The sequence below is a fragment of the Nostoc linckia z4 genome, from assembly GCF_002608075.1.
GTDB lineage: Bacteria > Cyanobacteriota > Cyanobacteriia > Cyanobacteriales > Nostocaceae > Nostoc > Nostoc linckia.
On record NZ_LAHA01000057.1, the window covers coordinates 44725 to 52246 of the forward strand.

General features: G+C 38.8%; 5 protein-coding genes and 1 pseudogene. 3 read left to right on the forward strand and 3 right to left on the reverse strand.

What is annotated here, in order from left to right; all coding sequences use genetic code 11:
- Positions 1-68 precede the first annotated feature (68 nt).
- Complete coding sequence (locus VF06_RS31005) at positions 69-1436, reverse strand: C39 family peptidase (protein ID WP_099069918.1); 1368 nt, start codon at positions 1434-1436, stop codon at positions 69-71.
- Between the two features lie 706 nt (positions 1437-2142).
- Complete coding sequence (locus tag VF06_RS43060) at positions 2143-2265, reverse strand: hypothetical protein (protein WP_257207613.1); 123 nt, start codon at positions 2263-2265, stop codon at positions 2143-2145.
- Positions 2266-2972: 707 nt separating this feature from the next.
- On the opposite strand from VF06_RS43060, the gene VF06_RS31015 reads away from it, so the two are divergent.
- From VF06_RS31015 to VF06_RS31025, 3 genes are all read left to right on the forward strand, one after another.
- Positions 2973-3683, forward strand: a complete 711-nt coding sequence (locus VF06_RS31015; RefSeq protein ID WP_099069916.1) for a response regulator transcription factor — start codon at positions 2973-2975, stop codon at positions 3681-3683.
- A gap of 131 nt (positions 3684-3814) precedes the next feature.
- Positions 3815-5752, forward strand: coding sequence for a sensor histidine kinase (locus tag VF06_RS31020; protein ID WP_099069915.1), 1938 nt, complete (start codon positions 3815-3817; stop codon positions 5750-5752).
- A gap of 30 nt (positions 5753-5782) precedes the next feature.
- Complete coding sequence (locus VF06_RS31025) at positions 5783-6511, forward strand: DUF928 domain-containing protein (RefSeq protein WP_180267441.1); 729 nt, start codon at positions 5783-5785, stop codon at positions 6509-6511.
- Between the two features lie 312 nt (positions 6512-6823).
- On the opposite strand, the pseudogene VF06_RS31030 reads toward VF06_RS31025, so the two are convergent.
- Positions 6824-7333 (reverse strand): annotated as a pseudogene (locus VF06_RS31030) (POTRA domain-containing protein); the annotation flags it as partial.
- Positions 7334-7522 lie beyond the last annotated feature (189 nt).

Sequence of the window (7522 nt, forward strand, 5' to 3'; positions counted from 1 at the left end):
ACATAGTAGATTGGATAGCGCGATTGCAAAACCCAACAAATATTCTTGAAACTTGATACTGTTAGTTATTACGTCTGCTGTTCAATATTTTTTTGTTCAGAAGCCAAATTATCAACAAGTTCTTCGGTAAATTTTGAGGCATCCATCTGTGCATAACTATTCATCTGACTCATCGCTTCAGCAGCCAAACTTTCGTATTGTTGTGCTTTTAATCTGCACATAGAAGCATTATGTTGTGCATCCATGCTTAAGAGCAACGAAGATGTCTGACTCACAGCGTCTATTCCGCTAGTCGTGTATGTATACTCATTGCCCGTAGCATCCGCAGTTTTCTCTAAACGCCTTTCAAAATTTATCCTTTCTTCTAACTCGTGATAGTTGCTCGCACTCCCATCAGCAAGATTTTGAGAAATGTCAGCTTGGGAACGCCAATATTGAGCCATCCGTTGATACTCAGCAGCATTTTCTCCAGCTATTTCAATGGCTTGCTGCTTAAGTTGATCCTGACCTGGGTGATATTGTGCGTCAATTTCCGCTCCTAATGTATGCTGATTATCGATATACGCTCCTGCTTCTAGATTGGCTTGTTCATTGGCAGCAGATGCACCAAGGTAGGTTTGTGCTAGTTGTTGATTGCTGTCATTGACAGGTACATCTGCAACCATCAAAAAGTTGCCATGATCCGCCCAAGCGCTGAGAAAGTCCTCGGCATCAACTACCTTCATCTGACCATCGGCTGTACCGCTATCATTAAGGATGATTTTTACGGAACCATCAGGTTCCCGGTCGATGCCTGTAACCCAAACAGCGTGACCCGCATTTGACTGTTCAATGGGAGAACCAGTCGCGGAATCTCTCATTGGCGTCCATATTTCGTTACCATCAAGCCCCACAATCACTTTGTCGCCTTGTTCTAAAGCTGTGGCAATATCATCAAGAGTGGCGTCGTAGCTTTGTTTTGTGGGTATACCCAATTCATTTAAGATTTTGCCTACGTCTTTTGGGTAAGTCCCGGTTTCCGGGTCAAACCAGCCGTTTGCTTCTGCTAGCTGGCAAGCTTCGGCTTCAGAAATATCAACTCCCGCGATGGACTCGTAGATACCAATTTGAGCTACTACCGCACAGGAATTCTGTCCCTCCTGCTGTTGCCAGCAATTAGCATCTGCAATTGGATTTCCCAAATCATAAAATTGTGAGGTATCCCCATAGGCATCTGTCGCAAACTCGCAGCTAAAGTTTGATAAGTTATCACTACCTAAATTAGTCAAATCTGTAGATAAATCAATATTGTTGCTATGTGAAGTATCAAAATCAGTATTATCACTTTCTACTTCTAGAGCTATTTCATCATTTGTAGTATTGGTCATTTCTTCTTGCAAGAAATCAGATTCATAATCAAGCGAATTACCGAAAGTTGAAAAAAATCCTTCAAACATATTGCCTCTTCACTTCACTTCAATATGCATACATAAGTTTAGAAACTACAAATACTACATATCTTAAAGCAGTGTTTTGAAATTATTTTTTATGTGTTGTGGATATGAGTTGTAATGGGTGGTATCTTTTTCAGGGTGAGTGTCTTAGCTGATAATTAATTCACTTTTGCCATCATTAGTAATTAACAAAGACTAAGCCCAGACTTAATAGGAAATTTAGTAGTCTACAGTAGTAACTGACTCAAATACCTGAAGACTATATTTAGTATAGGCTTTAGCTATTCATAACACTTCTTGTAAACGCTCTCTTAATCAATTTATCCAGGAAGCTGTGGCAATAAAAAAATAACAGCTAGAGCAATAATTCCAAACAACACACCTAGAACGCTCCATAGCTCTTTATTCCTATTTTTGGACTTTGCAATACTGTAACAAGCCCAACCACATAAAACCCATAATATAACTATAATTCCTTCCATGACTTACCACCGTTTTTATCTACTAAAAAGCAATTTCGACGAACAATTTTTTTGACTACTATGCTAATCATAAATCCAATGTATGTTTGTAGTTAATGTTGAGTTTGCTGTTGAATATACTACTGAAATTGCTGTTAAAAACTTTGTCTCTCATCAATTTATTGATATGTTCCTCTGTAAATTGTGAAGCATCTATTAGTTCGTAGAACTTCATTTTACCTATGGCTTCAGCCGCAAAACATGAATTTAATTCCCGATACCACTTCCACCACATCTAATACAGGTGACATTCTCTCCACAGCTCCAGTAAAAACCTTTTCCGTGGCAGTAACTGCACGTGTTTGACCCACATCCAAATCTTTCATTATTATTTGGATTAGATGTCAACTTCTTATGGAACTCATCCTCATCTAATGTGAACTCATCCGTACCGTAATCGCAATCGTAATCGTAATCGCAGACTGTATCAAAGGGAAGTTCGTTACTTTCCAGATCATCGGGTAAATCGAGTCCAAAGTTCGGCATATTGTCCATGTTGATTTCTCCTTTGTTATTTTTCCAGATATGATTGGCTAATAATTAATTCATCTATGCCATCATTATTAATAAAGCCAATCGATAAGACTAAATATTCAGTTGATAATAAATACGATAAAGACAATCCCAAAAATATACAGCCAAGATTTCTGCTTACCTGATTGCTCAAGATGGCAGCTAAAAATACACTTTTCTGTATCTACTTATTTTATCTCCAATAAAATAAGTAGATACATCAGTAAGTATGAGTAAGCTAGTAGTTTGTAAGTTTGTATTAAGATTTGCAATAACGACAGCCAGCATTCTTAACATTTCGTGTAATCAGCACTGAATATAGGAGTCAAAATAAAATTATTTAGTTAGGATGAACGCATATATGCAGTTATTTAGCGTTTAGCAAAAGCAATAGCAGTACAGAGAGAGAGGTCAGCGATCGCAAATTGAATATACCAAACCCTAGCTACTACGACAGAAGCGATCGCCGCTTGAAAAAACTTTTAATATAGACGGAGAAGCGGATATGGTCAAAGTAAACTTTGACAAGTTGACAATAAGTCAAGATTTACCAAAATCAAGACAACTGAAGATATTGGTGGTAGATGACCACCAATTAATCTTGACTGGAACCCTTGAGGTGCTACGGCAACAATACCCAGATGCAGAAATCATTAAGGCTCAAACTGCACAAGATGCTACTGAGCAGATTGCTTGTTCTCAGTTTGACCTTGTAGTGATGGATTTATCTATACCAGAAAAACCTGGGATGACTGCCCAAGTTGATACGGGTATTAACTTACTTCAAGAGTTACTCAAGAACTATCCAAATATGAATTTCCTAGTGCAAAGTAGTTATGTCAAAGCGCTGGTGCGGATCAAACATGAAATTGACAACCATCAGGGTGGCTTTGCGATCGCAGATAAAGGACTTTCTGAAAAGGAAATGTTAACCAGGGTAAACTTAGCACTACAAGGAGCAACTCATACAAAAGATATCAAAACAGGATTAGAACTGAAACCAGAATGGTTAGAGGTGCTACGACTGGCATTTGAGGAAGGATTGACAGATAAGCTCATTTCCGAGCGAATGTATAAATCTGAACGGGCAGTGCGTACATACTGGACGAAAATCCAAGATGTTCTCAATGTTTATCCGGAAGACTGTAAGAAAGAGGGTAAGAATATCCGCATTCAAACTGAGATTCGTGCCAAAGAAGAAGGATTAATTGATTAGTCGTTAGTCAATGATCATTAGTGATAGCAGCAGTAAGGGTGAATGAGGGAATTCAAAATATATGCCTGCTGACACATGAATTAATTTTTTAACTTTTAACTGGAGCAAAGCGACGCTCCTATCAGAAATTTATGGGATGGAGTATTGGGAGAAAAATAAAGAATGAAATTGCTATTTGGCGGCAAGCAGCGCTTCCTGGAATAGCAGTCCTGGTAATTGTCATTATTGCACGTTTAACAGGGTCCCTACAAGTCCTGGAGTGGATGACTCTTGATACCTTTATCCGTTTACGTTCTCCGGAACCAACAGATGACAAGGTTGTGATTATCGGTATTAATGAAGCGGATATCCGGAGTGTAAGACGCTATCCTATACCAGACGGGGAAATTGCTGCATTGCTCAAAACAGTGGAAAAGTATAAGCCAAGAGCTATTGGTCTTGATATTGTTAGGGATATACCCATTGAGCCTGGCAATGATCAACTGGTAAAGGTATTTCAGCAGAAGAAAAATCTCATCGGTATTGAAAAAGTATTACCACCAGATCAAATTCCGCCGCCACCGCAATTATCTCAACAGCAAGTCGGTTTTTCTGATTTGATTCCAGATCAGGACGGCAAATATAGGCGTTACCTGCTTTGGACAACTAATCCCCAAAATCCCATGCAGGACAAGTTTTCCCTATCTCTGCGGTTAGCAGCAGCGTATTTATCTGCTCAAGGCATTCAGCTTGAAACTGGTATACGCGACCCTGATACTATACGATTTGACACAGTTGAAATCCCTCGCTTTTTACCCAATTCTGGGGGATATGTAGGGGCAAATGCAGATGGTGTGAAGATACTGCTGAATTTTCGCAGTGGTAGAGAACCCTTTCGGATTTTATCTCTAAAAGATATAAAAACAGGGAATTTTCAACCAAGTTGGCTACGAGATCGCATAGTTTTAATTGGGATAAGTGCCTCCAGCGTACCTGACTTTTTTAATACTTCGGCAATTGCAGGGTTGAAAATTCCTGGGCAAGTTTCAGGGGTAGAATTTCATGCTCATGCTTGTTCTCAAATAATTCATGCAGTTTTAGAACAACGGCCACTTTTAAAAGTTTGGTCTGATAAGTGGGAATATTTGTGGATTATCATTTGGGGTTTTGTACCCATTATTATCGGTAGAATGACTCAATCTGTATGGAAGAACTTATTAGCTGTTGGCGCTGTTAGCTTTTGCTTAGTTGGAGTAGGTTATTTACTAATTGTATGGGGATGGTGGATTCCTGTAACCCCAAGTTTGTTAATTTTAGTAATTAATAGTTTAGGACTTAGTGCATTTGCTTTCTATCAACATGACCAGGCTTTGAAGTCTCAAATTCATGAACGTCAACGCACGATTGAACATACATTTGATGTTATTCATAATGGACCACTGCAAACTCTAGCCAATGCCTTAAGGCATATGCGTTCACAGGATGTACCACACGAACAATTACTCTGGCAATTTGAAAAACTCAATCATGAAATTCGGGAAATTGGCGAATATCTGAAACTAAAAGCCCTTTCTCCAGAAGAAAGTTTGCGTTTAGGAAGTGGTTTAAAACTTGATTTAAAACGCTCAATTCACGAACTTCTTTATGAAGTATACACCAGCACACTTGAACGAGATGACCTGGAATATTTAAAAACTCTTAAAGTGAAAACCCGTACATTTGAGCCAATTGATGATAAATATTTGAGTTTTGAACAAAAACGAGAACTATGTCTATTTCTCGAAGAAGCTTTATGTAATATAGGAAAACATGCCAAAGGAGCCAAACGCATCGAAGCAACTGGTAAAGAAAACCAAGGCTGGTACACTCTCAGGATTAAAGATAATGGTCCTGGTATCAGCTCATCCTCTGAAAGTAAAGGTACAAGACAACTCAAAAATATAGCGAGAAATTTGGGAGGTTATTTTAAGCGAGAGTCCCTTTCTCCCAAAGGAACTGTGTGTGAAATAAGCTGGCAGCTAGCAAGTAGTAAAAATCACGACAAAAGCATCAGAAATTGGCTGAAACCTATTTTCCTAAGAGGTAAGTAATTTTAATAAACGTTTAAACAAGCAACGATTATGAACACTCAATTTTGCTGGTCGCTCATCAAACGTATTAATCGCAGATTAGTAACTGGCTATATCCTCAGCTTATTACTTTTTTTTGCACCAGCAGCTATAGCTGATTTTGCACCACGTAATCGAAAACCTGCAAGTGACTATTCGCGGACTGGAGGCCCCAGGGGGTGTCCAGGTGAAGCAATACCCCTGACACTCCTTGCACCTAAAACATATATTGGGTATACAGCAGCTTCACATCCTACTTTCGGCGGGTTTGTATCCAGTGCTCATAAAATAGAGTTTAGACTTTTTGAGTTTGAGTCAACTGGTCAACTCAAACAATGGGGTAATCCAATAGAAAAACAGGTAACAGGAGGAATTTTTAAGATATCTCTGTCTGAAAACCAGCCTGGACTAACTATAGGTAAAAAATATCTTTGGCAGGTAGCAATTCGTTGTCCAGATACTGCTTTAATAGCAAGATCTGAATTTACGGTTATAGAGATGCCATTGGCTGTTAAAAGTAAGCTGCTTAGCACAATGAATGATTCTCAGAGAGCTAATATTTACGCTGAAGCAGATTTATGGTATGAAGCACTAGCTGAAGCTCTCAAATTAGCTGAACCTGGTCAACTGGGACAGGTAGGTTCTACTCTAATACAAGACCTTGGCAAGTCGGAGTTACCAGGGGAAAAGGAACAAGAAAGAATTCAACACTTGCAAAAGATCGCTATTCAGGAAAAGTGATATTAAACTTCGAGTTTTGGTCAAGAAATCTTTGATTATAAACTTACTGTTTGTCTATTGATAAAATGGATAAATTCGAGATGATAGCTTATGCACAAAAGTGCATTTTTATCTGTTTCATTTAACAATAGATTAAGCAGAAAAATAAGCTGTGCGTTTTTCTATTTTTATTTATCATATTGATGATTACTCGAATGTTTATCTTCTCCATTATGAATATAATAACTGGGTATTAATAAACAAAGCAAGCTTTTACTGCGAGGCTAGAGATATGAATTTGAATTTCACAGATAAACCAAAGCTAACGACTCGTTTTGAAGTTCCATATTCAGTAGCTAAGCGATCGCCAAAACCCAACAAGTTATCATGGACAAGAAACACCCCTGCTTGCATTGAACCAATACTGGGAGATTGATTGTTGGCTGTAAAGACTCCGCCATGAAATGCAGGTGCTTCGGTAATTTTCACTTGTAAGATATTGCGGCCAGATGTGCTACCTGCGCTCAACTCAGCGTTTACCCGTTGAATTAAAGGGTCGAGTTGTAATAGTTGCAGTGCTTCTTCCAAGCGTTTTTGATTTAAGGGTGTAGACGCGGCTTTTTTGAGGCGAGAGCGCACATACCCTGGTTGCAATCTCGTTAATCCAGCTAATTCAATTTTCTCTATTTCACCCTCTACTACTTGGATTAGTACCACACCATCAGTGAGATTTTGATTGTTAGGCAAAAATGCTCCACTGGTGACATATCCATTTTTAATGTAGAGTTCGGTGATATCCAATACTGCTCGGTTAAGGAGAAATAGAGGTAAAACAAAGAAAATTTTGTTCGCGAATGTTTTACGCGAACAAGATGATTGGACTTACTTTTTCTCTTTGAGGCTATCGTACAAGTCCACCCAATTTTGACGAAGAGAGTCGATGCAGGAAGTTAAGTGATCGATTTGAGTTCTTCTAGCCACAGAGAGGACAGCATCAATATGAGCAGGGCTTCCAGCCTTACCCAAATGCTT

Coding starts and splice junctions, on each gene's coding strand:
- VF06_RS31025 (WP_180267441.1), top strand. CDS start 5,783: ATGAACACTCAATTTTGCTGGTCGCTCATCAAACGTATTAATCGCAGA.
- VF06_RS31020 (WP_099069915.1), top strand. CDS start 3,815: ATGGGATGGAGTATTGGGAGAAAAATAAAGAATGAAATTGCTATTTGG.
- VF06_RS31005 (WP_099069918.1), bottom strand. CDS start 1,436: ATGTTTGAAGGATTTTTTTCAACTTTCGGTAATTCGCTTGATTATGAA.
- VF06_RS31015 (WP_099069916.1), top strand. CDS start 2,973: ATGGTCAAAGTAAACTTTGACAAGTTGACAATAAGTCAAGATTTACCA.